This is a genomic window from Enterococcus infantis (assembly GCF_049166715.1).
GTDB lineage: Bacteria > Bacillota > Bacilli > Lactobacillales > Enterococcaceae > Enterococcus_C > Enterococcus_C leclercqii.
In genome coordinates, this window is record NZ_JBMHFB010000008.1 from 41,561 (window position 1) to 65,759 (window position 24,199).

Below are 24,199 nucleotides of genomic sequence, written 5' to 3' on the forward strand. Positions count from 1 at the left end.
ACAAGAGGTTTGTTTTCAGACTTAGTTATACCTGCATCCTACTTTACGGATACATGTTGTCTTCAGGTTGCGAACTCTCTTGGCGCACCAAGCATCGCTCACCCAATCCTTCTCAGCCTCACAGGACTAAATTAAAGGTTCTCGTATGTTGTTTTCACTATGCCTACTGTACACGTTCATTGCTAAAAAATCAATCTTTTTTTCTCAAATCGGTTAATGTTTTCTCGAAAATTTCCGGTAACGGTGCTTCAAAGACCATATTTTCACCGGTACGGGGATGCGTGAATCCCAGTAGCTGGGCGTGGAGAAACTGTCCGTGGCCTTGCAGGGTTTTCTTTGGACCATAGACCGGATCGCCAGCAACTGGGTAACCGATGTATTGCATATGCACACGAATCTGATGGGTACGTCCCGTCTCCAGTTGCAACTTGATTAAGGTATAGTCACCAAAGCGTTCCAATACTTCAAAATGAGTGACAGCGGGTTTTCCTTCTTCTACCACTGCCTGTGTTTTACGATCAATTTTTGAACGGCCAATAGGCGCTTCGATGACCCCTTTATCATGGGGAATATTGCCGTGAACCAACGCGATGTAGCGTCGCAATGAAGTTTTGTCTTTCAGCTGTTTAGCCAGTGCTTCATGGGCGGCATCATTTTTAGCAATCATCAACAGGCCCGAGGTATCTTTGTCAATGCGGTGCACGATTCCCGGACGGATGACATCATTAATGGTAGATAAATCTTTCAAGTGGAACAATAACGCATTTACCAAAGTGCCGTTTGGGTGACCAGCTGAAGGATGAACCACCATTCCCTGCGGCTTATTTACAACAGCAACGTCTTCATCTTGATAAACGATTTCCAGTGGGAGATCCTCAGCTTCTAGCTTAAGTTCTTGGGGTTCTGGAACTGTAATCGTAATCAGGTCGGCTTTTTTGACTTTGTAATTGGCTTTCACTGGAGTACCATTGACCATGACTAAATTTTCTTTTAGCCAGCTTTGTACCTGTGAGCGACTGTAAGCCGCCAGACGACTCCCTAATAGTTTATCGATTCGCCCTAAATCCTCAGCAGCTTTGATTTCAATTTGTTCGTTCATTTAGTCTTCCTTTCAAAACGCTCTTCGAAGATCGCATAGATAAAGACTATCGCGACCCCAACAGTTAAACACATATCTGCGACATTAAAGATCGGAAAATTGATAAATTCAGTTCGGAACATATCCACGACATAGCCCAGACGCACCCGATCGATAAAGTTTCCTAAGGCGCCAGCAATAATCAAACCTAAGCCAAGAGAATAAAATTTGCTGCCCCTGCGATTTTTCCATAAAAGCCATAAACAGACGGGTACCGCAATAAAGGTTACAATAGCAAAAAACCACATCTGTCCTTCTAAAATACTCCAAGCCGCACCGTTGTTTTGGTAATGGGTCAAGGATAAGACCTTAGGAATAAAGGTCATCGTTTCCCCCAACGCCAAATGGCCAGCAACCCACCATTTTACCAGCTGGTCAATGACAACCATAGCCAGTGCAATCAATATCGATAGTATAAACACGTTCATTTCTCCTTTAAGCGATGGACTTAAATCTTAAACCGCCGCGCATCGTCAATTATCCTGGTACAGATCCCGCGGTCGGATAATTCCTAGTAAATTGCCGTCGGGGTCGCCATCTTTTGTGATTAGAATCGCTTCCAGCATCGGTTCTTTTTCAAAAAGAGCCTTAACCTCTGCTACCGGCATCTCACTGTTTACAAAGCGGTAATTGGTGATTTTTCCGTCGGACATAATCAGTTCATCCGCAGTCCGACCTTGTAAACGAACATCGCCTTTTAGACTTTCTTTAGCAAACCAATAACCTAACGCTCGTAACGTAATAAGGCCTTTAAAGTGCCCTTGTTGATAAAGGGGGAATTGAGAATAGCGTTTTTCTGCAATCGTCCGCAATATCTCAGTAATAGACAGCGTGATCTCAAACCCAGTGACCCGCTTGCCAAACCGAGGCAAAACTTTTTCTGGCTTTAACAGTTGGCCTTCGATTTCAGCCATGCGCTTGACTGCCCATTCGTTGGGCTCAGCGATAACGAAATTCTCACCTACCTGTTCGTGTACAATTGCATTACGCAGTTGCGCCATTTGCAGTAAATCATCGGCTGCTTCTGTGATCGCCGGGTTACGCTGTTTATCCAATCGTCTGACCATCTCACTAAAGCCTATATTTCGCGGATTGCCTAGTTCATCTCGCAACCATTTTTCGATTCGATTAAAACTTGATAGAAATTGTTCTGCGCGTTCTCCCATAGCGATTCCTCCATTAATGATTTGTAAGTTGCTTTAATTCTCAGAAGCTTCTTTAATCAAAAAAGCCTGCCTCAGCATAACCGTCAGAAAAATGACAAAGGCCACTAATCCCCCGGCTAGCAAGAGCAAGTTTTGAGTGGCAACCAGTAAAAGGACAAATAAAAAGAGATAAACCAATACAACAGAAGGATTCATTGTCACTTCAAGATGTAGTTGTGGCTTTTTTCTCAAATCATAATAGTAGGGCTTACTCTTTAATAGCGAAAAACTGATTTGTACCGTGCCGGTAGCTTGATCTTCCGGCAGTTCATACACTTTTGTTTCCTCATTACCAATGCTGCCTTGAGGCCTGCCGTTAATTGTCACACGAAAACCACTACCCATGCCGTAAAATCCGGTTTTTCGAGAAAGTTTCAATCCCATCTGCACCACCTCGTTTCTTTTCCTTCATTATTATTGATTGCAGTCTCACGCAGTTGGGAACCTTTCTTATTATCCCCGAAGGCTCGATAAAATACAAGTCGCTTTTCTTCTAATCTAGGATAACCAGAATTATTGAAACAGTTTGCTTGATCATGGGTAGAAATAGCTGCCATTTTCTAGAAGAAATTGTATCCTGGACAATCTGTTCCAAAAAATGGCCTACATTCAAAAAAACGGTGATCATGTAGTAATCTTTTCTTCAGCAAAGTGACTCCCGTTTGAACAAATGCAGACCCCGCTCCTTTTAACTGACATTATTCCTCGTTATTTTGGACAAATTCAAAAAGGTTGGGGGTTTGATTGTATTTGAGGGAGCCTGCTTTGTCTTTTTCAATAATCGCTTGTTCCAAGTCAATGCCATTGAGAGCTGCAATTGCAAAAGTGTAATGAATGACGTCAGCCAATTCATTTGCCAGGGAGTTGTCAGTTGTTTTCTTTTTTCGGCCTTGGATTTGGTTAAGAACTTCCGCTACTTCCCCAATCTCTTCAACTAGTTTCATGAAGAGACTTTCTGTGATGCCGGTATCTTTGTATTTCAGTTCTAAGTATTTTTGCAGTTGTGCGACAGTTAGTTTGTGCATACTACCCCTCTTTTACGATTTCTTAGTTTACATTGTACCATGCAGCGGAGAATGAACCTTAAAAAATGAAACGAATAAGCGAACAACTAACTTGACTTTCAGCTAGTTGCTCGCTTTTTTACTACTATTTCTTGTTGGGAGATTTCAAGCCTCAATTGGAAAATAATAAGACTTTATCAACCAAAGTATTTTCGTTTAAAAATCAGAATAGACCGACTGCATTGCCATTTTCGTCCACGTCCATGTTCAACGCAGCTGGTTTTTTCGGTAATCCTGGCATCGTCATGACATCTCCTGTCAAAGCCACTAAAAAGCCAGCGCCGAGTTTTGGTACAAATTCACGAATGGACACGGTAAAATCTTCCGGAGCTCCCAGCTTGGTCGGATCGTCAGAAAAAGAATACTGCGTTTTCGCCATACAGATTGGGAGTTTGTCCCAGCCCTCTTTTGCGAATGTTTTCAGTTGTGTCGCTGCCTTCTTTTCAAAAATGACATTTTGACCGTGATAGATTTTTTCCACGATGGCTGTAACCTTTTCAGCAATACTGAGGGAGTCGTCATATAAACGGTGATAAGCAGCACTATCGTCTTCAATTGCAGCCACGACTGCTTCAGCTAACTCTTGCCCACCTGCGCCTCCTTTGGCCCAAACTTGAGCACGCTTCACCGTGACACCAACCTGCCCGCAAAGTTCTTCCAGTTGAGAAAATTCAGCTTCTGTATCTGTAATAAATTCATTGATTGCCACAACTACCGGTAACCCGTAGCTTTGCATATTTTCGATATGTCGCTTCAAATTGGCAAAGCCTTTAGCAACAGCAGGAACATTTTCTTCAGCCAAACGGTCTTTTTCCACGCCACCGTGCATTTTTAAGGCACGGATGGTTGCAACAATCACGACTGCATCCGGCGCTTTTCCCAAATGAGGTACTTTGATATCCAAAAATTTCTCGGCCCCCAGATCAGCGCCAAAACCGGCCTCTGTCACGGCATAATCTCCTAGTTTCAGTGCTAATTTGGAAGCCATAATAGAGTTACATCCATGAGCGATATTGGCAAATGGCCCCCCGTGAACAAATGCCGGGGTTCCTTCAATTGTTTGTACAAGATTAGGTTTGATTGCATCTTTTAACAACAAAGCCAATGCGCCTTCAATTTTGAGGTCGCGAACGTAAACTGGTTCACGTTGATAAGTGTAGGCAATAACGATATTGCCCAAGCGTTCTTTCAAATTTTCAATATCCGTTGCTAAGCACAAAATTGCCATGATCTCGCTGGCAACAGTGATATCAAAGCCATCTTCTCTTGGCACCCCTTGAATTGGGCCACCCAGTCCGACGATAACATTTCGTAACGCCCGATCGTTCAAGTCCACTACTCGTTTCCAAATGATACGACGAGGATCAATCTTCAGTTCGTTTCCTTGTTGGATATGGTTGTCCAATAAAGCAGACAAGGCGTTGTTAGCGGTAGTGATGGCATGCATGTCACCGGTAAAATGCAGGTTGATATCTTCCATGGGTAGAACTTGTGCATAGCCGCCACCAGTTGCGCCCCCTTTAATTCCCATTACCGGCCCTAAAGAAGGTTCTCGCAGCGCAATCACAGTCTTTTTACCAATCTTGTTCAAGGCGTCCGCCAACCCGATTGTAATTGTGGATTTTCCTTCTCCGGCAGGGGTTGGATTGATGGAAGTCACCAGAATTAGTTTTCCTTCCGGTACAGCTGCCAATTCACGGATCTTGGCCATATCAATTTTTGCTTTATAATTGCCGTATAATTCCAAATCATCCGGAGATAGCCCGACTTTGGCTGCTATTTCGGTAATCGGTCGAATTTGCGCTTGTTGTGCAATCTCTATGTCTGTCGTCATCTTCCCTACTCCTTTAGTTTTTCATCTTTTTCCCGAACAATATTTGCTATCTTAGTTCTTTTGTTAAGTTATATCTATCTTATAACGAAGAGAAATAAAAAACCACCGCTTTTCCCTCTTTTTTTTCACAAAGCTTTTAATCGTTCGCTTTCTTTCCTCTATGGTATAACTTGTACCAAACCAGAAACGAGAAACCACTTCTGTTCCACCGTACCAGACTCATAGCAAACGCTTTCTTTTGCTGGCTCTATCCGTTAAAGTAAGTTCGTCAACAACTACTGTTACAAAAAAATGTAAAGGAGAATTCTTATGGAACATGATTTTCTATGGGGAGCTTCGACAAGTGCCTACCAAGCAGAAGGGGCATGGAACGAGGATGGGAAAGGACTCTCTGTTCAAGATATCAAAACAATTCCCGCTGGAACCAGTGATTTCAAAGTTGCAGCAGACCACTACCATCGTTTTGAAGAAGACGTCGCATTGTTTAAAGAACTGGGATTGACTGCCTATCGCTTCTCGATTTCTTGGTCAAGGATCATTCCGACGGGTGACGGCGAAGTAAATCAGTTGGGACTCGCTTTTTACGATCGCTTGATTGATCTGTTGATTGCCAATGGCATCGAGCCGATTGTGACGGTTTATCATTTTGACCTCCCAGCGAAGTTAGAAAAGGAAGGTGGCTGGCAAAATAGAGCAACTGTTAACGCCTTTGTCCGCTATTGCGATATTTTGTTTGAACATTTCGGTACTCGCGTAAACTATTGGCTGACGATCAATGAACAGAATATGATGGTTTTAGCAAGCTCAGCAGTTCTCTCTGGAAAAAAGAGCCTGAAAGCCAATTATCAAGAAAATCATCACATGTTAATTGCACAAGCATTGGTCATGAAACATTACCATGATCAACACTATCCAGGAAAAATCGGCCCGGCACCTAACATTGCTTACGTCAACCCAGCTTCCTCAGATCCTTTAGATATACGGGCTGCACAGCAGTTTAATGCTTTGCGCAACTGGCTCTTTCTGGACGTCCCGGTCTTTGGACACTACAATCATCAGGCCTGGCATATTTTAGAAAGCCTTGATGCCGTCCCTGAATTTGCACCAGGTGATGAAGAGATCTTACAAGGCGGTAAGCCAGACTTCATTGCTTTTAATTACTACAATACGAATACTGTCTCTGCTTATGACGGCCAGGAAATCTTAGAGGGGGACCAGCAGACAGGGTTTGGCCTGCCTGGATTTTTTAAAAGCACTCCTAATCCCCACCTAGCCATCACTGAGTTTGGCTGGGAAGTCGATCCACTGGGGTTTGCTACAACGATCAATGAACTCTATAGTCGCTACCACCTTCCTTTGATTGTTACTGAAAACGGTCTCGGGAGTAAAGATGAGCTGATTGATGGTCAGATCCACGATCAGTATCGAATTGACTATTTAGCAGCCCATATTGAAGTTCTTCAAATAGCAATAAAAGAAGGCGCTGATGTGTTCGGTTATTGTCCTTGGAGCGCACTTGATCTTATTAGTACTCACGAGGGAATCGCCAAACGATATGGATTTATCTATGTTCATCGCACTGATGAACTGCTACTGGATTTAAAACGTTACAAAAAAGACAGCTTTTACTGGTATCAACAAGTAATAAAAAATGGAGGCGTCCAATTGTGAAAAATTTTGAAAAAATACTGAACAATATTCTGGGACCAATTGCTAACAAGATGAACCAAAGTATCTTTTTTTCCACTTTGACTAATGCGTTTATCCGAACGACCCCTATTACATTAGGTGCTGCCTTTATCATGCTGATTGGTAATTTTCCGATCCCAGCTTGGACCAATTGGTTAGCTTCTGTGGGTCTAAATGTCCATTTTAATGCGGTTGTTGGTGCTACTTTGAATGCTTTGGCAATCTACATCGCCTTCAACATCGCCTATTGCTATGCTGAAAAAGTCGGAGATGCTCCTTTATCTCCCGGTTTGTTATCGGCTGCATCGTTTTTACTTTTAGCTCCTCAAATTATTTCCGTTCCTCAATTGGAAACGGCAGTTGCTGAGTTCCCTGGCGCAGCAACCGTGACTGGAATAAACTATGTCGAATCTTTCCAAACGGCCCAAACTGGTGGTCCAGGGCTGATTGTTGCGATTTTTGTCGGCTTTATCACGGCCTCTTTGTATCACTTTTTGAAAAAACGTAACTTGGTTATCAAAATGCCTGCCTCTGTACCACCAAATGTCAGTGAATCTTTGGCACCTACTTTTATTGCCGGCATCATCTTCGGTCTCTTTTTAATCATTCGTATTCTTATGAGTTACACACCATTTAACGATGTCTTCAGTTTGGTCTATGGATTACTGCAAGCCCCTTTGCAATCATTAACGGCTTCACCAGTTTCAATCATCATTATCTATACATTGGCCAACTTGTTCTGGTTTTTCGGGATTCATCCGACTGTCGTTTACAGTGTCGTCACACCATTACTGCTGGCAAACTTTAATGAAAACGTCAATGCCTATCTCAGTGGAAAACCGGTTCCTTACTTAATGATGGCTGTTGTATATGCCTTCACTTCCAATGCATTTGGCGGACAAGGTGGCACTTATGGACTGATCTTTTCTATGTGGCGAGCTCGATCGGCACGCTACAAACAGTTATTCCGTTTGGCATTAGCTCCATCATTGTTCAATATCAACGAACCACTAGTATTCGGAACACCAATCATGCTCAATCCTTTGTACTTTTTCCCAATGGTATTCGGTCCAGCAATTCAAGGTGGCCTGGCCTATCTTTTGGCAACACTATTGAAAGTGGATTCTTACAATGCCGCGGTTCAGATGCCTTGGACGACTCCGACACCGATTTTTGCTTTCTTGATTGGCGGCTGGAAGTTCCTCTTAATTGCCGTGATTATCATGGTGGTAATCATCGGACTGTGGTATCCATTTTTCAAAGTCGCAGATAGTCGCGAACTAGCAGCCGAAAAGCAAGCTAGCCCTGAATAAATCTGCCTGCCATTTTGTGAGATATCGGCAATAAATTAAATAAAACAAGAGCTTCTCTTTTCAGTCATCTGCGTACCGAAAAGAGAAGCTCTTGTTTATTTTGTCTTTTTTAACGATCAATTGATTGATACTTAAAAAGATCGGGATGATTACTGATTTCCTCCAATAATTTTTCCAAGATCAACATTGTAGGGATTTGACTGCTATTATCAAAAAGACCATATTTCCGTGGTTCAGGTGCTTGATGGGTTAAAACTATGTTGCTGATTCGAGCCAATGTACTATTGCCATTTCCGGTGATGCAGACACGCTCAAAATCTAACAAAGGCTGATAATAGGCTACCATGTCTACTACATCCGGGGTCTCACCAGAATTAGAAATGGTGATGATCAGATTGTCTGTCGTGTTGATCAGCCTTGGACGCAACGGATAATAAGGATCAGTAACTGAGAAGCTGTTAAAGCCCAGGGTTGCTAACCGGCGAGCACCGTATTCACACAAAATACCCGAAATACCAATTCCGATTAGTACGATATTGTCGCTGGCCAGTACTTTTTCAGCCAAAATATGGATGTTTTCATCCAAATCGGCGGCGTAAGTTCTTTTTTCAACAGACTGAGCAGCTCTTTTCCAGAAATCATCGGCTTCTCGTCGCTCGCCTTCTTCAATTTTGACTCGTAATGCTGATTGAAATTCCGGGAAGCTGTCAAAGCCCATCTTACGGACAAAGCGCATGACAGACGTTGCTGAGGCATGTGCTTCATGGGCAATTTCCCGCACACGCATTTGCGGAATGTCTTGGTAATGATTTAAGATATAGTTGTAAATGACCAGATCAGTACTGGAAAAGTTTTTGGTGTCCTGATTATCAAAAAACGGCATTTTTTTCTCCTTGCCTGCAGTTGATGGAAAACCAAGCCTGTCTCTTTTATGAAAAGATATGTTACGGGTGCATTTAACCTGTGACATTAACAGACGAGGTAAATCAGTGAATTGCAAAAAATACGATAATGCATTTTACCTAAGCTCAATTTCATCAATAATGGTGATTGTTTCTTCGGGAAAACGGCTGTACAGTTCAAGCTTTAATCGAGCGAGTGTCTTTTTTCGAAAAATAAATGATTCTTCTTTTCCCTCATAGTGAAATGAGATACCATTTGGATTAACCGTTAATTGCGTAATATCTGAAAAAAGAAAGGCTTTTGTCTTCCAAGGGCGAGCATAGTGAACAATCAACCGATCTTCGGCAAAATACATGACTCGCCGACAGCCAATCACAGCTAAAAAAAGAAAAAATCCCATCACTAAATTACTTTTCCAATAAGGACCGGTATTTTCCAATGATAATGTTAGGCTGTAAAACAAAATGATCATAGTCACCGACCAATAGATGATCGAAGCAGCCAGTTCAGGTTGCCAGTGGTAACGTTTTTCTTTCATGGTTCATCCCTTCCACCCTTGTTTACAGGTACAACATACCCTGCCAACACTAGTAAAAATTCTATCACAGTCCCTCTCAGAAAGGAAATTATTTCATGATTAAAGCGTATATTGATGCCTCTGTCAAAGGCAATCCCGGAAGTGCTGGAGGTGGCATCCTCCTGATTGATAATACTGGTCACCAACGTCAACTTGCCTTCGCTCTTCCCGGAAAACTATCAAATCACCAAGCGGAATTTGCTGTTTTTGTCAATTTGCTTGATCTCTTGCTCCAAGAAAAAAGTCAACATGAGACGATTATGGTTTATTCCGACAGCAAGGTACTCGTGAGTACGGTTGATAAAAACCATACTGCAAACACTGATTTTCTTCCCTATTTAGAGTTAATTCAACAAAAACTGGTTGCGTTTGAGCTTTTGATTTTGCAGTGGCTTCCAGAAGCAAACAATAAAGGCGCCGACAATTTAGCCCGTCAAGGCTTGAAAAAGGCCCTTAAATTACAGAATTGGTGACAGCAAACGAGAAAAATTTTGCTTGAAGCGTAACCAATAGCTCTGATTTTCGATCATTTCATCTGTCAATTCAAAACAATCTTCCATATCTTTTAAAAAGATTCGCTGCATTTCCAGCGTTGTCGGCTGATCATAGATAAAGGCGCTGACTTCAAAATTCAGTGAATAGCTGCGGATATCCTGGTTAGTCGAGCCCACCGAACAGATAGTATCATCCATCACGATAGTTTTGGAATGCAAAAAGCCCTTGCCGTCTTTTTGGTAGTGGTAAATTTTAACCCCATTTTTTTTGAAAAAATTGCAATAATATTGTGTAGCACGGTAAATGAAAGGATGGTCTGGCATAGAAGGAACCATGATCCGAACATCAACACCGGATTGTTGAGCAATAAGAATGGCATTTGTCATAGTATCGTCTGGAATTAAGTAGGGGGTTTGAATCCAAACCTTTTCTTCGGCAGCTAAGAGCATTTTTACAAAAGCGCTTTTTAAGATGTCGACTCCATTTTCCGGGCCGTCTGAGACGATTTGCATCGCTACATTGCCAATGTCTCCTGCAGGCTCGATAAAATAGCGATCCTCATAGGCTAGCTGATTGGTTTTGCCAGAGACCGAGGCATTCCAGTCTTTGATGAAGATTTCTTGCAATGTAAAAACCGCCGTACCAGAGATTCTGGCATGGGTATCTCGCCAATAGCCGAAGCGTTTGTATTCCCCTAAATATTGATCCCCTACATTGAAGCCCCCGGTCCAACCGATTTGACCATCAATCACAACAATTTTTCGATGAAGGTGATAGTTCAATCTCGTCTTCCGAATCAAATCTCGTGAGGTAATAAAGCGGGTCACACGACCACCAGCATCAACGATTGGTTGGAAAAACTTTCGATCAGATCCCCGTGCGCCCCAGGGATCATAGATGACACGTACCTCGACCCCTTCTTTGGCTTTTTCCACTAAAATATCTCGAAAGGCCGTGCCAATTTTGTCTGGAAAAAAGGCATAATATTCCACATGCACATTGTCTGTGGCTTTACGGATATCCGCAAACAAGGCAGCAAATTTTTCGTGACCGTCTGTGTACAGCTGAATATCGTTTCCCTTTGATAAAGGCGACTCTTCCACATTTCGAAGGTAGCGCTCCAGCAATTGAGAACCGGATGTTTTTACACTGCGATGGTATTGGCGGTTGTGCTCGTGGATGCGAGTGTTGATTTCACCAATTTTTTTTCGGTCCTCATTGTCGAATTTGTAGACTGTTTCTCCATCGATCCCTCGTCCACAAAACAGGTAGAAAATAAAGCCGACAATCGGTAAAAAGACCAGCGTCATCAGCCAGGCTAAGATACTGGTGATGGACCGTGGTTTGCGAAATACGGTGATGATGGCACCGATTGTATTGATCAAAATCACACCGTAAACGACGGTATTGATCAAGCTGATATCCATTTGAAAATGCATATAGTTGTTCTCCTTTTTGCATCTGTCGGCAGCCTTATTCTGCAGTGGCCGTCGTGCTGCTGTTTAATCCAAAAGATAGGTGTGATCAAAAGTGATCTCGAGTTTTTGCTCCCCTAGCTGTTGTTGTATCTTGAATTGAAGTGTTTCTTTGAGCTCCTGATCTGTCAGAGGACATTTTTTGGGAACCACCACATCAAAGCTCATGCGCTGTGGGCTGAGAATCCTGAAATCGTGCATTGTCAACCCGGGTGCAACATTGATCACAATGGCTTCTACCAGAGCCCGCTGTTTCTGATAGGCGTCGTTTTGCAGTGCCACTGGATCCAAATGACACACCAACTCCACATCCAATTGGTTGCGAAAGTCTTTTTCAATGTGGTTAATGACATCGTGGGCTTGATTTAATGTCCATCGATCATCGACTTCAATGTGAACAGAAGCAAACTTCTTTTGGGGACCATAATTGTGCACCAATAGATCGTGATAGCCTAAAATATCAGGATAGCCCTTCAACATCTTCTCCATAGCGGTCAGTTCTTCTTGCGTAGGGCGGCTTCCCATCAGTTCATCGATAAAACTTTTGACCATCGTGATTCCGCTATAAATAATGTAACAAGCAATCAAAAACCCAATCCAACCATCCACTCGCCAGCCGGTCACGCCTTCGATTACTGCAGAAAGCAACACTGCGACAGTCGTCAATACATCGTTTAAGGCATCTTGTCCAGTAGCTTTTAGAGTAGATGACTGAATCGTACTGCCTAATGTCCGATACATACGACTCTGCCAGACTTTTATCAGAATGGAAAGAATCAACACTAAAAAGACAATCAGATGAAGTTTCACACTTTGTGGATGGCGAATTTTTTCAAATGAGGACAATAAGAATTGGAATCCGACAAAAGTCATCACCAAACTAATCAAGAAGCCAGAGATGTATTCAAAACGTTCATGGCCAAAAGGATGTTCTTTGTCAGCCGGCTTAGCTGCAATTTGAAAGCCCACTAATGTCAGTATGGAACTTGCAGTATCTGTCAAGGAATTGATAGCATCGGCCATAATGGATACTGATCCGGCAGCTAAACCAATTGCAAATTTGCCGATAAAGAGTATGGCATTGGAGAGAAATCCTAAAATACCCGCCAAACGTCCGATACCCGTCCTGCGTTTCTCCGGAGTATCTTGTGCTGCAAATTTTCGAATTAGAAAACGAATCATGGAGAGCGCTCCTTCATGGAATCCGGCAGTTTACCTTAGGATTAGTAAAAAGTGTCGGAAAATAGTCTTCAACTATTGTAACGCGAAAGGCTGTTTTTTATCAAGATTGATGCCAGTCATTTACTGAGATTATTTATCAGTTTGTGATTAGTCTTGGGCCTTCTCTTCGTTGTTTTCAGTTACCTCACTAAAAATCGCAGGAGTCTTGCATCTGATGACCTGCCCAACTGAAAACGAGCTGTGACTATCTCCTGCTACCGTTCTCCGAAGCGAACACTACCAAACGTAAGCCACAAGCAAAAACAAAAGCCAAGTCCCTTCCATTAAAGAACCATGGAAGGAACTTGGCTTTTCATTGTCAAAATTTCAAGCACTGACCCTTTTAGATAGCCAATCGACTGTCCTGGCTTATTTGTTCAACCAATTGGCAACTTCTGCCAAAGCATCGTCGATCCCAGCTGGTTTTTTTCCGCCGGCTTGTGCCATGTCTGGACGGCCACCGCCGCCACCACCTACAAGAGGCGCAATGGCCTTGATAAGGTCTCCGGCTTTAAGCCCTTGTTCGTTTGCCTGAGGACTCATGGCTGCCAGTAAATTGACTTTTCCTTCAGAGGCAGTAGCCAAGACCAAAACATCAGAAACGGCTTTTTGTTTCCATTGGTCAGCAAGCTGTCGCAGTTGATTCATGTCTTTTACTTGAACTTTGGCTGCAACGTAGCTGATATCTCCAGCTTTTTGGATATTGTTGAAGATGTCACCTGCTTGTTGGTTCGCGAGTTTTGAGGCCAATGCTTCATTTTCTTTTTGTAATTCCCGCAATTGTTGCTGCAGTTGCTCAGTTTTTGCGACAACTTCCTTGATCTGAGGCGATTTTACGATTTGCGCGATGGCTTTGAGTTGTTTTTCTTCTTCGTGGAACAACTCATAGGCTTCTTTGCTAGTAACTGCTTCGATTCGTCGTACGCCGGCACCGATCCCTGATTCAGCAACAATCTTGAAAATTCCGATGTCTTCGGTATTTTTAACGTGGGTCCCACCACACAACTCAATCGACCAGTCACCAACGTTTACCACTCTGACATCATGTCCGTATTTCTCGCCGAACAACGCCATAGCGCCCATTTCTTTGGCAGTATCGATGTCCGTTTCAATCGTTACAACTGGAACAGCTTCCCAGATTTTACGGTTGACGATAGCTTCCATTTCCTTCAGTTCATCAGCGGTGACTTGACCAAAATGAGTGAAGTCAAAACGCAAATGCCCCGGTGCAACTAAAGAACCAGCTTGATTGGCGTGATTACCCAAGACTTCCTTCAGCGCTTTGTGCAAAAGATGGGTAGCGGTATGATTTTTCACGATACGGTTTCGACGAGCTGCGTTGACTTGTAAGAAGTAGCGTTCTCCTTCTTTAAGTACACCCTTCAATGCTGCTTTATGAAGGAACTGCCCATTCGGTGCTTTTTGAACATCATAAACTTCTGCTACGAAATTCCCGTCAGCATCTGCAACCATACCTGTATCTGCAACTTGCCCACCCATTTCCGCATAGAAAGGTGTTTCAGCAAAAATCAGTTGAACTTTTCCCTCAGAAGCGGCGCTCACTAACTCATCGTCTTTGATAATGACCAAAAGCTCGCTTTGTGCTTCTTCTTGGTCATAGCCTACAAAACGGCTGTCGACTTTAATGTCTGTCAATAATGCAGATTGTACCCCCATCGAAAGTTCCGTGCTGCGAGCTGCCCGAGCCCGTTCACGTTGGGCATCCATTTCTTTTTCAAACCCTGCATGATCCACTTTCAAGCCTTCATCCTCAGCGACTTCTTCTGTCAATTCAACTGGGAAGCCATAGGTGTCATACAATTTGAAAATATCGGCTCCTGAAAGGATGGCGCCATTTTCTGCTTTCACTTTGGCAATTACTTCTGTCAGGATTTCCAAGCCTTCGTTAATGGTTTCATGGAAGCGTTCTTCTTCATTGCGAACAACTTTTTCGATAAAGTCTTGTTGGTTTAAGACTTCCGGATAATAACTTTCCATGATATGACCCACCACAGGAACCAGTTGATACAAAAAGGCGGTATCGATTCCCAGCTTTTTCCCATGCATAACTGCCCGACGCAATAGTCGGCGCAATACATAACCGCGGCCTTCATTTGACGGCAAAGCTCCATCGCCAATGGCAAATGCCAAAGCTCGAATGTGATCAGCAATTACTTTGAAGGAAATATCTGTCTGCGGTGCATCGCCATATTGGAATTTTCCGCTGAGCTCTTCTACTTTTTTGATGATGGGCATGAACAGGTCGGTCTCAAAGTTTGTTGGTGCATCTTGAACGATAGAAACCATCCGTTCCAGACCCATCCCAGTATCAATGTTTTTATGTGGTAATGGTTCATAACTACCATCTGGTTGATGGTTGAATTCAGAGAACACCAGATTCCAGATTTCTAAATAGCGTTCATTTTCCCCGCCAGGATAATCTTCTGGATCTCCCGCAGGCAGGTCATTGAACTCTACGCCTCGATCGTAAAAAATCTCAGAGTCCGGTCCACATGGTCCTGCACCGATATCCCAGAAATTGTCTTCAACTTCCACGATATGATCAGAAGACAAGCCTACTTCTTCAGCCCAGATACGCTTAGCTTCAACGTCTTTTGGATAAACTGTCACATAAAGTTTTTCCGGATCAAAGGCCATCCATTCTGGTGCAGTCAAAAATTCCCACGCCCAGTGAATGGCTTCTTTTTTAAAGTAATCGCCAATAGAAAAATTCCCCAACATTTCAAACATCGTATGGTGGCGCGCAGTTTTCCCAACATTTTCGATATCATTGGTTCGAATTGATTTTTGGGCGTTGGTAATCCGTGGATTTTCCGGAACAACAGAACCGTCAAAGTATTTTTTCAAGGTCGCTACACCGGAGTTGATCCATAGCAGTGTCGGGTCATTGACCGGCACTAAAGAAGCGCTGGGTTCTATTGAGTGGCCTTTTGATTTGAAGAAGTCCAAAAACATTTGACGAACTTGTGCACTTGATAATTGTTTCATGATGTCAGATCCCTCTTTTTCTTTTATTAGGCAAAAAAAGACACCACTGCAAGCCGGGGACGTCTTCGCGCGGTACCACCCCAGTTGCAATGCTGTCAAACATTACCTCTTAAACTCGTTAACGCGGAGTCAGCGTTGATGTTTCCACCAAAATCTCATCCAAAGGGAGCAACCGCTGGTGATTCTACTCTCTTCTCAGCATCGAGAGCTTTCTGTAAGAAACGATCCATAAGCCATGTCCTTTGTGATTCTCGTAAAGTATAGAAGACCAGCTGCTTTTTGTCAATGACTAAAAATGCGGTCATTCTTTGCTACCAATGATCAAATCAACTGCTTTGCCAGCAATTGAAACTCAGGTACCGTCTCGTAAGCTAGGTAAAATGGCCGCCCTTGATAAGCCAAATAGCATTCAAAACGGGATTTGAAAGGCTCTGCCATAATCTGTTCTTGGGCTTTTTCTAAAGACATCCATGCTGTCTGACTGTTTTCAGCTGACGGACGGGGAAGACCAGAACGGTAACGACAGATAAAATCTGAAATAACCTTAGTGGGAACTCTTTTTACACCGTTGTATCCTGGATGGCTGGAGACATTGGAAGACAAGCAGTACAGCACTTCGACGTCAGCTAAGATACCGGTTTCTTCTCTTATTTCTCGTTGAAGTCCTTCTAAGACAGTCTCCCCTTCTTCTACTATTCCTCCAGGCATCACCCAGCCATGTCGGTGGGTTTTTACTAAAAGAAGTTCTCCTTGTTCATTTAAAACAATTCCAGCTGCCGCCTGGATATGAGTCGATAGCTGGAGCGTATTTGGCTTAGTCATGATGCTTCCACCTCCATGTCATTTAGCGATAATGATGCCGCGGCGATAGGAAAAGTCTAAAACTGATAGGCTTTCTGAGGGCTCCAGCAGACGAGGCGCACGATAATAACTAGCCATTGGCAAAAAGTCTAACAACGTAATTCCGGTTTGTTCCCATTTATCTAATTTTAAAACTGAATTCTCAGTGATTTCATAACGATTCAGCCGATCATCTATATACAGACCAAACATATTCGGCATTTTCAGATAACGGCGGACTTGGCGCCCCCAGTAAGAGTCGTCGGTATCCAAATCGTTGCCCCAGCGAAACAGTCTTCTTGTCCCAGCACCGACAGCGTACTCCCACTGATCTTCATTCAATAGCTGAAAACCACCTTTTCTGATACTCTTTTTCAAAGTTTCCTGATCACTGGCAAAGCGTTTGAAAACATAATAACAGTCCAGCTCCTGAGAAAGTTCAATATACCAGTTTTCATTTACTTCCAGACGTTCCGGCAGCGTCTTACTTAGACTTTCTTCAAAAGAGGTAGGGGGCAAAAAAAGTTCCCGTACAGAAGCTTCTACTGCAGAAAATTCGTCTACGTCACCAGAAAATTCACCCGTAATTGTGTCCAAAGAACCAATATAACGACTACCAAAAGGAACTGAGTATTTTTCAACCAGCATCGGTGGAATAGCAGCCTTTCGCAAAGGTGTGGTATGCAGGTCAATGAAATGATCCCATTCATCGGCGGTCTTCAAGCCATATTCCTTGATCAGCTGTTGTGTTTTTAATGACAATTCTTCTGGAAAAGGTTTGGCCCAGACAGCTGTTGCCAGTCCTTGGACGCCAAGTTCCCAGCCAAGGATTGCTTCGGCATTCCCGGGTATAAAGACAAAAGGATCACCATCGATTTCCAGTTCAAAGCTGCGACACTTAACACCTGCCAGTTCAAAATCCCGCAACTGGATATTCGTGACTAATTTCAATGGACTAACAAAATACATCAAGACCTTTCCCAATACCTGCTGCTTTGTTTCATCGGTAAGATTTTTCCAGTTGCTCCATTCCATCATTTCCAGTAAATTCATGTCCTCTTCCCCTTTTGTCTACATGTTGAATCTGCTATCATTCAGTATAACACGAAGGAGGGGAATTTCTATGGAAAGGATCGTTTTTGGAAATGAGGTGTACCTCAGAGCAGCGGCCTTTTATCTACGGTATGAAGTCTTCGTCAAAGAACAGCAAATCCCTGCTGATTTGGAGTTTGACTCATTGGATACCGACCAGCAAAACTTCTTTGTCACTTTCTTCAATCAAACGCCACTTGCCACCATTCGCTACCAGCCGCATCCTACTCGAAAAAACTGTATCCAACCTGATCGCTTTTGTGTCTTAAAAGATTACAGAGGTCAAGGAATCGGTCGCCGTTTGTTGCTGCATTTCGAAAAACAAGCTCGCCACGAGGGGTATCTTGAAAGCTGCCTTACTGCTGAAATTACTGCTACAGATTTTTATCGAAAGCTGGGCTATATTGCCTTTGGTGATGTTTTTCAAGAAGACGGGATTGCCTGCATCCAAATGAAAAAATCGCTGAATGAATAGTTCTCCTTCCAGCTTTTCCTTCAGCAAAAAGTGCCTGCCTTTTAGCGATACTTATGACACAACGGTTTCTACTCGTCTTTTAAAAAACGCCCAGTTTTTAACAGCCTCCTTTTTGCTGGCCAAAAAACATTCAAAAAAAACCTTGAGCTGCCAAAACGGCAATCAAGGTCTTTTTTTGAAGGTAATGCTTAGCCTTTATTTGAGTTTTTCTTGTGTTTTCTCGCAGAACGCTGCTCTTGGCGACGTTCGACTTTTCTTTTTTGACGATTGCTGTCTTGTACTGCTCGTTGAATCTTCTTCTTATAACCTGGTTTAATTTTTTTCTTTTTCTTTTTCACCAGACCAATCAGGGTCGGATCCAACTCATCTCGTGATTTTTCACGTTTTTTCCGGCGGTTACGATCATAGCTGTCAACTATTTCGCCATCTTTGATCTCTTTGGGTTCAAAGGCGACGCCGATTTTTTCCAAAGAGATAATCGCCTGTTCATCTGAAGGGTCGTACAGCGTAATTGCAGTACCTGGAAGACCGTTACGCCCAGTCCGTCCCACGCGATGGATGAAAAACTCCAGATCTTCTGGTAGTTCGGCATTGATCACATGGGAGACGCCCTCAATATCGATTCCTCGTGCAGCCAAATCCGTCGCTACGACATATTGGTAATCCATGTTCTGAACCTGACGCATTACTCGCTTGCGTTCCCGAGGAGAAATGTCTCCATGAATTTTCGCTACTTTTAAGCCCTGGTTCTTCAAATAATCAGTGATTTCATCCACTCGCTGTTTTGTATTCGCAAATACAATCGCCAGATAGGGATGTCCGATAGTCAGCAATTTGTAAATCTGCTGCTCTGGTTTGCGCCCTTTTGTAGAGATCAGCCAGTTTTCGATTGTTTCTGAGATAACAGCTTTCGGCTTGATTTCTTCAATGATGGGATTTTGCAAATATTTACGTAGGAAAGGCCGTAATTTTTCAGGAATGGTCGCTGAGAATACAAGAATCTGCAGACGTTCCGGCAAACGACCGGCAATCTGATCAACTTCCGTCAAAAATCCCATATCTAATGTCATATCCGCTTCATCCACTACAAAGGCTTGCGCGGTATGCACATCCAGTGCCTGCTCATTAATCATGTCTAAAATCCGTCCAGGTGTGCCAATCACAAGATGTGGCTGCTGGTTTTTTAAGCGACTCAACTGGCGCTGTTTATCCGTGCCGCCGACGAAATTAGTCACACGAATCTCAGGATCAGAAAAGCCGGCAATTTGCCGTGCTGCTTGATAAATCTGTGTCGCAAGTTCACGACTGGGGGCGGTCACCACTACTTGAACTTCATCTTTTTTTGGATCAATCCGATCCATCAATGGGAGTAAAAATGTGTGGGTCTTACCGGTTCCTGTCTGAGATTGGCCTACTACACTCTTACCCTTTTGGATCAAAGGAATCAGACGTTCCTGGACTTCTGTCGGTTGTTGAAATCTCAGATCCTCAAGTGCGTTTTTTATAAATGGTTTGAATTCAAATGCATCAAAGGTCATTTGTTCCACCTTCTTTCTTTACGATCTTTGCGATTATAGCACACTTATCGCCGCTTTTCTAACTTTCTTTGGCCGCCACGGTACTAACTGTGTAAGTATGACTGGAACGCTCATAAAACAAGATGCGCTTGCGAGTGATAAAAGACCAGCCAATAGTGACGGCAAACCCTCCGGATAAAAGCAGCCCTACCAAGGAAAGTCCACTACTGATGGCTGTCAAAAAGTGATTGTCACTGCGGATCAGCGGCAGTACCGCTTGCAACAGATGACTGTATCCCCCATAGAAAAAGTACAGGATTCCGTAGCGTTTGAACAATGCCCAAAAACTGATTTTCTCATGTCCGTTTTCTGCGATACGGATTTTTACCAGCGCTTTTCCCGGTGTCTTGCCGTTCGTTGCTGTCGGTAGCAACATAAAATAGCCAAAAACTGTTAATAAATACCACCAAGCAGAATCGACAAAATCCAACTTGTAGTTTCCCGTTACTAATCGCGCGACAATTTCAATGAGGATACTGGCAAAAGTAATGAACCCCCAGTCGATTAAAAAGGCTGCCAAGCGCCGAACAAGTGTCACATCGCGGCCTTTTTCATAGGCTTCTTCATCCAATTGAGTTCGACTGGGCAAAAGAAACGTCAGCACTGGTTCGATCCAAAAGCCAATCATACCACCGAGGGTATTATGCAACAGGTCATTCACATCAAATAGTCGATAGGAACGTGGATAAATAAAATAAAGTCCCGTCAGTTGGGTAAGTTCGAAAAATAGCGAGAGTAAAAATGCAGCCAACATGGTCTTATACCAGCTGATATTAAAGAAATAACGCAGATAAACGCCAAAGGGTACTAACAAAAGAATATTAAAGAGGGGTTCGAGAAATACATTTTGCTTCATCGCGGGCAAATAAGTCGCGGGATTTCTGATATCCAGCACGGTCTGTTGAATAAAATGCTGCCAAGAAGCGCCTAGATTTAGTTCCATAGTTGGCCCTGTCATCTTTGCAACTTCCGCAATCGGTGGCAGTGGCAAAATCACCAAGAGGTAGGCACACAACAGATAAAACACAAAGGAATACATAATAATCCCTCGCGCTACCAAAAAACGGCCATACTTTCTGTATTCATGAACGAAAAAAAACGCGGAGATGAACAATGCTAGAAAGGGAAAAACCAGCATTGCTGTCTTCAAGGGTCCTAAATATGCCTGCATAACACTCTGCCTCCAAATGCTAAGATATTTTTCATTTTGCTGAAAATACAGTATCATAAATAAAAGGAGGTGCCAAAGAATACGATGTTAAATCCATATTTTGCCTTCGGTGTACCCTGTGGCTTGTTAATCTTGTACGGCATTTTTGCCATTGTCCGCAAAAAAACCAAAATCACCTATCTGGGATTTGCACTTTTTATCATCTCAGGATTCATGGCAGCCTTTTGCTTCCAAATTCTTCAGTATGCCTATCATGAACGCGCTCGTATCGGCGAGATGGCTTTGGAGCAGCAGCTTGCGTATCCTTTGTGGACCTTATTTATCGGACTGGCGGTTGGGCTCCTGCTTGCGGCAGTTAATATATTTCGTGGGTATCGGCGGATCAAAGGTAGCCGCGCCAATTAGAAAAACCAGCTACACGAAACGTTTTATTATTTATCGGATCAGGTGGGAATATGCTCACTACGATCCGTTTTTTTGTCTGAAGTTAAATAAGAAAAAAGCTGTCACGGAAAAAATCTCCGCCGACAGCTTTAGTCGATAAATTCATAATAGTGGATATCGATGGCATTTTTGGCAGCCATTTTTGACAATGTCCCTAATTCCAAGAAAAGGTAACTTTTATCAATCAGATGGTATTTGTTTTCTTCCAATGCTTCTTCAATATAGGGTAAGACCAGATTTTCATCACCTTCTTGATGACTGCGGGTTCTGGAAATTTCTCTAAACACCCGGTGATCTGTCAAAAGAAAATACTCGTGATCATACTTATAGACCGCCACTCGGTATTCCTTATTGATAAAATGTCCCTCTATCGTAATAAAACACTCGGATACATGGGGCAAAATCTGTGCCAACTGATCCGGCTTCAATGCCTGCTGATAAAACATCGGCCTCACTCCTCGTATGAATCAATTATAGAAGAAGAGTTGCCAGAATAAAAACATTTAGATTTCTCACTAATCTTTTCTTAATCATTCCATTCGCGATAAAATTCCTTCAAAAATTCTTCCATAAAGGTCTTTCTACGCTGAGCTTCTTGCTTTCCAAAAGGCGTCTTCATCTGATCGACAATCAAAAACAGCTTTTCATAAAAATGATTGATGACTGTTGACTCTTCACGATATTCCGCTTTTGTCTGCAAATTTCTAGGTGGGATAGTCGGATCATACAAAACATTTCCATGGGCACCACCAAAATAAGCAGTACGCATGATTCCAATAGCCCCCAGAGCTTCTAAACGATCGGCATCTTGAACGATTTGCCCGTTGATCGTCAATTCAGAGGCAGCGCCGAATTGTTCTTTAGAAAAAGAAAGATTATCAATGATAAACAAAATCTCTAAAACTTGAGTCGTCGGAATTTTTTCAAAGGTTAAAAAGTTTCTCAGCTCTTCCACTGCTTCATCAGGATCGTCAACGACTTTATCATCGATGGTATCATGTAGATAGGCTGCCGCAATCACAACCAAAGAATCCACCGAGGGATCATTAAGGTCTGCCATAATTTTTTCTGCCAATTTAGCCACGCGGCAAGCATGATCGAAGCCGTGACCACTTTGCTCTTCAGACAAGCGTTCTTGGGCATAAGCGATGATTTTGGCCAACTTTTTTTCCATCAGTTTTCCTCCACTTGATAAACATTGAAGTACAACTCTTGGAGATAATCCAGCAGATACCGTGGATTTAAACTCTCACCAGTCGCAGCCAGAATAATTTCAGAAGGTGTCTTAGATTGTCCAAAGCGGTGCACCTGTTCTGTCAACCAAAGACGAATTGGTGAATAATCATCAGATCGAAGAACTTCAGCAAAATCAATGGTCTCCTTCATCGTGTGATACAGTTGTGCGGCATACATATAACCCAGTGCGTAAGATGGAAAATACCCAAACATCCCTCCGGACCAGTGAACATCTTGTAAGATGCCTTCTAAATCGTTTTGTGGACGAACGCCCAAATACTCTTCATACTTTTGATTCCAAACTGCAGGTAAATCTTCTACTTGGATCTCACCATTGAAGAGTTCTTTTTCGATTTCATAGCGGATAATGATATGCAGCGGGTAAGTCAGACTGTCAGCTTCAATCCGGATCAAGCTGGATTTTGAGTATTTCAGTCCCCGATAAAATGTTTCAAAGTCGATGTCATCAAAGGCACCTTCCGCACATTCTTTAAAAAATGGGTACTGCTTTTCCCAGAAATTACGGTTTCCGCCAATAATCAGCTCGTTAAACAACGACTGGGATTCATGAATCCCCATCGATGCCCCTTCATGGACTGGCGTCAATTCATATTTTTCGGCGATATTTTGCTCATAGATGCCATGACCACCCTCATGAATCACACCAAAAATTCCCATCATGAAATCTGTTTCGTTCCAGCGGGTCGTCAAGCGAACATCGTTGTGATTGATTCCAGTAGCAAAAGGATGAATTGTATCGTCCAAACGCCCTCTGGAAAAATCATAGCCCAACTGCTGAATAACGGATTTCACAAACTTTTCTTGTCCTTGTCGAGACATATAGCGGTGGATAAAGCTATTGTCTGGTGCTGTTCCTTTGGCAGCAAGAGTATGCCGGATATCCATGATTCCTTCTCGCAATGTCGCAAACACACTGTCCAGCTCTTTAGTGGTCATGCCCGGTTCGTATTGATCCAACAAAACATCATAAGCAGTGCTTTGATCTTTTCTTTGGTAAGTGATTAACTCCTTGGTCAATCGAATATTGTCAGCCAGTGCTTCTTTAAAAAGTTCGAAGTCTTTGGCTTTTCGCGCCTTGGACCACGCACCATGAGCTTTGGAAACCGCCTGAGAATATGCTGCCATCACTTTTTTGGGAACCCCATGATTTAATTCATACTCCCGTTTAACAATTCGATAAGCAGCTTGCCCTACTTCCGAAAGTTCATCCTGGCGTTCTGCAAAATAAGTGATGGCTTCGTTGATTTTTGGACCAGTGGCTCTTTCAAAATACAGCCCGTTAAGATAGCTGTCCACTTCACTCCGATAGTCCTGTGCAGCTTCGGGCATGCCGGTCTGGCTATCCCAATCCAAAAGATACATCGCTTGTTTTAACAGATCCAGCTCCTTTAGCTCTGCCAAAAATTCTGCTTCTTTCATC

Annotated in this window: 23 protein-coding genes; 5 read left to right on the forward strand and 18 right to left on the reverse strand. The window is 43.0% G+C overall.

Annotated elements, in window-relative coordinates; all coding sequences use genetic code 11:
* Positions 1–190 precede the first annotated feature (190 nt).
* From ACOMA8_RS10455 to ACOMA8_RS10480, 6 genes are all read right to left on the reverse strand, one after another.
* On the reverse strand, positions 191–1,099 hold the full coding sequence (locus tag ACOMA8_RS10455; RefSeq protein ID WP_421370594.1) for an RluA family pseudouridine synthase: 909 nt from the start codon (positions 1,097–1,099) through the stop codon (positions 191–193).
* Positions 1,096–1,560: a signal peptidase II gene (gene lspA, locus ACOMA8_RS10460; protein WP_420022086.1), complete on the reverse strand. Its 465-nt coding sequence runs from the start codon at positions 1,558–1,560 to the stop codon at positions 1,096–1,098. The genes ACOMA8_RS10455 and lspA overlap by 4 nt, the downstream gene beginning before the upstream one ends.
* A 51-nt stretch (positions 1,561–1,611) precedes the next feature.
* Positions 1,612–2,304, reverse strand: a complete 693-nt coding sequence (locus ACOMA8_RS10465; RefSeq protein ID WP_421370596.1) for a CBS domain-containing protein — start codon at positions 2,302–2,304, stop codon at positions 1,612–1,614.
* Positions 2,305–2,337: 33 nt separating this feature from the next.
* Positions 2,338–2,727, reverse strand: coding sequence for a hypothetical protein (locus ACOMA8_RS10470; protein WP_421370598.1), 390 nt, complete (start codon positions 2,725–2,727; stop codon positions 2,338–2,340).
* Between the two features lie 314 nt (positions 2,728–3,041).
* The gene (locus ACOMA8_RS10475) at positions 3,042–3,368 is read right to left on the reverse strand and encodes a MazG nucleotide pyrophosphohydrolase domain-containing protein (protein WP_421370600.1); all 327 of its coding nucleotides are present in this window, start codon (positions 3,366–3,368) and stop codon (positions 3,042–3,044) included.
* Positions 3,369–3,570: 202 nt separating this feature from the next.
* Positions 3,571–5,241: a formate--tetrahydrofolate ligase gene (locus ACOMA8_RS10480; RefSeq protein WP_161899781.1), complete on the reverse strand. Its 1,671-nt coding sequence runs from the start codon at positions 5,239–5,241 to the stop codon at positions 3,571–3,573.
* A gap of 309 nt (positions 5,242–5,550) precedes the next feature.
* Here ACOMA8_RS10480 and ACOMA8_RS10485 point away from each other — a divergent pair, with 309 nt between their 5' ends.
* Both ACOMA8_RS10485 and ACOMA8_RS10490 read left to right on the forward strand, forming a co-directional pair.
* On the forward strand, positions 5,551–6,912 hold the full coding sequence (locus ACOMA8_RS10485) for a glycoside hydrolase family 1 protein (RefSeq protein WP_161899780.1): 1,362 nt from the start codon (positions 5,551–5,553) through the stop codon (positions 6,910–6,912).
* Positions 6,909–8,243, forward strand: a complete 1,335-nt coding sequence (locus ACOMA8_RS10490) for a PTS sugar transporter subunit IIC (RefSeq protein ID WP_161899779.1) — start codon at positions 6,909–6,911, stop codon at positions 8,241–8,243. The genes ACOMA8_RS10485 and ACOMA8_RS10490 overlap by 4 nt, the downstream gene beginning before the upstream one ends.
* Before the next feature lie 109 nt (positions 8,244–8,352).
* Here ACOMA8_RS10490 and ACOMA8_RS10495 read toward each other — a convergent pair whose 3' ends face one another.
* Positions 8,353–9,126: a MurR/RpiR family transcriptional regulator gene (locus ACOMA8_RS10495; protein ID WP_161899778.1), complete on the reverse strand. Its 774-nt coding sequence runs from the start codon at positions 9,124–9,126 to the stop codon at positions 8,353–8,355.
* A gap of 135 nt (positions 9,127–9,261) precedes the next feature.
* On the reverse strand, positions 9,262–9,684 hold the full coding sequence (locus ACOMA8_RS10500; RefSeq protein WP_421370603.1) for an EbsA family protein: 423 nt from the start codon (positions 9,682–9,684) through the stop codon (positions 9,262–9,264).
* Positions 9,685–9,779: 95 nt separating this feature from the next.
* Between ACOMA8_RS10500 and ACOMA8_RS10505 the strand changes: the two genes are divergently transcribed.
* Positions 9,780–10,196: a ribonuclease HI family protein gene (locus ACOMA8_RS10505; RefSeq protein WP_421370604.1), complete on the forward strand. Its 417-nt coding sequence runs from the start codon at positions 9,780–9,782 to the stop codon at positions 10,194–10,196.
* On the opposite strand, the gene cls is transcribed toward ACOMA8_RS10505, so the two are convergent.
* The 5 genes from cls to ACOMA8_RS10530 form a co-directional block, all read right to left on the reverse strand.
* The gene (gene cls / locus ACOMA8_RS10510; protein WP_161899775.1) at positions 10,182–11,657 is read right to left on the reverse strand and encodes a cardiolipin synthase; all 1,476 of its coding nucleotides are present in this window, start codon (positions 11,655–11,657) and stop codon (positions 10,182–10,184) included. The genes ACOMA8_RS10505 and cls overlap by 15 nt on opposite strands.
* Before the next feature lie 63 nt (positions 11,658–11,720).
* Positions 11,721–12,875, reverse strand: a complete 1,155-nt coding sequence (locus ACOMA8_RS10515; RefSeq protein WP_421370606.1) for a cation diffusion facilitator family transporter — start codon at positions 12,873–12,875, stop codon at positions 11,721–11,723.
* Between the two features lie 408 nt (positions 12,876–13,283).
* A complete protein-coding gene (gene alaS / locus ACOMA8_RS10520) occupies positions 13,284–15,923 on the reverse strand; it encodes an alanine--tRNA ligase (protein ID WP_421370608.1) in 2,640 nt (879 codons plus the stop codon).
* A gap of 321 nt (positions 15,924–16,244) precedes the next feature.
* On the reverse strand, positions 16,245–16,745 hold the full coding sequence (locus ACOMA8_RS10525) for an NUDIX hydrolase (RefSeq protein WP_421370610.1): 501 nt from the start codon (positions 16,743–16,745) through the stop codon (positions 16,245–16,247).
* A gap of 18 nt (positions 16,746–16,763) precedes the next feature.
* Positions 16,764–17,816 (reverse strand): DUF7278 family profilin-like fold-containing protein, encoded by a 1,053-nt coding sequence (locus ACOMA8_RS10530; protein WP_421370612.1) that lies wholly within the window; start codon positions 17,814–17,816, stop codon positions 16,764–16,766.
* A 70-nt stretch (positions 17,817–17,886) separates the two neighbouring features.
* Here ACOMA8_RS10530 and ACOMA8_RS10535 point away from each other — a divergent pair, with 70 nt between their 5' ends.
* Positions 17,887–18,330 carry a GNAT family N-acetyltransferase gene (locus ACOMA8_RS10535; protein WP_421370614.1) on the forward strand — a complete coding sequence of 148 codons (444 nt, stop codon included), beginning with the start codon at positions 17,887–17,889 and terminating at the stop codon, positions 18,328–18,330.
* A gap of 188 nt (positions 18,331–18,518) precedes the next feature.
* Here the strand turns inward: ACOMA8_RS10535 and ACOMA8_RS10540 are convergent, their stop codons facing one another.
* On the reverse strand, positions 18,519–19,868 hold the full coding sequence (locus tag ACOMA8_RS10540; RefSeq protein WP_421370616.1) for a DEAD/DEAH box helicase: 1,350 nt from the start codon (positions 19,866–19,868) through the stop codon (positions 18,519–18,521).
* A 58-nt stretch (positions 19,869–19,926) separates the two neighbouring features.
* Entirely contained in the window at positions 19,927–21,078 is a 1,152-nt protein-coding gene (locus ACOMA8_RS10545) for a VanZ family protein (RefSeq protein WP_421370619.1), read from the reverse strand.
* A gap of 84 nt (positions 21,079–21,162) precedes the next feature.
* Between ACOMA8_RS10545 and ACOMA8_RS10550 the strand changes: the two genes are divergently transcribed.
* Entirely contained in the window at positions 21,163–21,483 is a 321-nt protein-coding gene (locus tag ACOMA8_RS10550; RefSeq protein ID WP_161899767.1) for a hypothetical protein, read from the forward strand.
* 128 nt (positions 21,484–21,611) lie between these two features.
* On the opposite strand, the gene ACOMA8_RS10555 is transcribed toward ACOMA8_RS10550, so the two are convergent.
* From ACOMA8_RS10555 to ACOMA8_RS10565, 3 genes are all read right to left on the reverse strand, one after another.
* The gene (locus ACOMA8_RS10555; protein WP_161899766.1) at positions 21,612–21,968 is read right to left on the reverse strand and encodes a hypothetical protein; all 357 of its coding nucleotides are present in this window, start codon (positions 21,966–21,968) and stop codon (positions 21,612–21,614) included.
* A gap of 80 nt (positions 21,969–22,048) precedes the next feature.
* Positions 22,049–22,696, reverse strand: a complete 648-nt coding sequence (locus ACOMA8_RS10560) for an HD domain-containing protein (protein WP_161899765.1) — start codon at positions 22,694–22,696, stop codon at positions 22,049–22,051.
* Positions 22,696–24,198, reverse strand: a complete 1,503-nt coding sequence (locus ACOMA8_RS10565; RefSeq protein WP_421370621.1) for a carboxypeptidase M32 — start codon at positions 24,196–24,198, stop codon at positions 22,696–22,698. Before ACOMA8_RS10565 ends, ACOMA8_RS10560 begins: the two co-directional genes overlap by 1 nt.
* Position 24,199: the final 1 nt, after the last annotated feature.